Source organism: Delftia sp. ZNC0008 (assembly GCF_000799035.1).
GTDB lineage: Bacteria > Pseudomonadota > Gammaproteobacteria > Burkholderiales > Burkholderiaceae_C > Comamonas > Comamonas tsuruhatensis.
The window spans coordinates 1-857 of the sequence record NZ_JTKZ01000314.1 but is presented as its reverse complement, the minus strand read 5'-3'; the positions used below and the strand labels follow the sequence as shown (position 1 = coordinate 857).

Here is an 857-nt window from a genome sequence, read left to right as displayed (position 1 = left end):
AATCCCGATCCCGCCACCTGGGGCCCGCGCAGCCAGGCCGCCCAGCAGCAGATGGAGATGGCCTGCCTGGGCCCCAAGGCCTATGAACAGCTGCAGCAATCGCGCGCATTGCAGCCCAACGCCATCAACCGGCCGTGGATCATAGGGCGCCCCGTGCCGCCGCAGCCGCTGCCGCCTTCGGCCCCCATCTCGCACTGCAACGTGTTCCGCTGCTACGACACCAACGGCGGCATCCACCCGCGCTGATTCAGGCGCGCAGCCCCTGCTCCACGGTCGGGTAGCGCAATCTCAGGCCCAGCTCCTCCTTCAGGCGCTGGTTGCGCAGGCGGCGTGACTCCCCCATGAAGCTCAGCAGGCTGGCCGGCAGCTCGCGCTGCGCCTGCTCGCGCGTGATGCGTGCGGGGCGCGGCAGTCCATAGAGATCGGCCGCAAGGTCGAAGTAGTCGCCCATGCGCAGCTGCGTATCGTCGCTGGCGTGGTAGATGCGCTGCGGCCGGCCGAGCCACAGCGCCCGCACGCAGGCGCGGGCCAGGTCGTCGGCATGGATGTGGTTGGTATAGACATCCTCTGCGGCGCACAGCAGGGGGGTCCCTCGCAGCAGGCGCCCGCGCGGCGTGCCGTTTTCCCGGTCCGGCGCATAGATGCCCGGGATGCGCAGAATGCTGGCGCGCAGGCCGCCGCGCCCGGCAAAGCGCACGGCTCGCTCGGCGTTCACGCGGCGCTGGGCACGCGCCGTGGCCGGTGCGGGCGGGCGGCTTTCGTCGATCCAGGCGCCCTCGCAGTTCCCATAGACGCCGGAGGTCGAGCCATAGACCAGGCTGGCCGGCCGGCCGCGAAGGCGCAGCACGCGCAGCAAA

At 71.3% G+C, this 857-nt stretch carries 1 protein-coding gene and 1 pseudogene; one reads left to right on the top strand and one right to left on the bottom strand.

All coding sequences use genetic code 11. The features are described 5' to 3' along the window. Positions 1-246, top strand: a pseudogene (locus L995_RS10435) (DUF4124 domain-containing protein); the annotation flags it as partial. Between the two features lies 1 nt (position 247). Here L995_RS10435 and L995_RS10430 read toward each other — a convergent pair. Beyond that, a partial coding sequence (locus tag L995_RS10430) for an NAD-dependent epimerase/dehydratase family protein (protein ID WP_047471450.1) occupies positions 248-857 on the bottom strand: 610 nt, incomplete at its 5' end.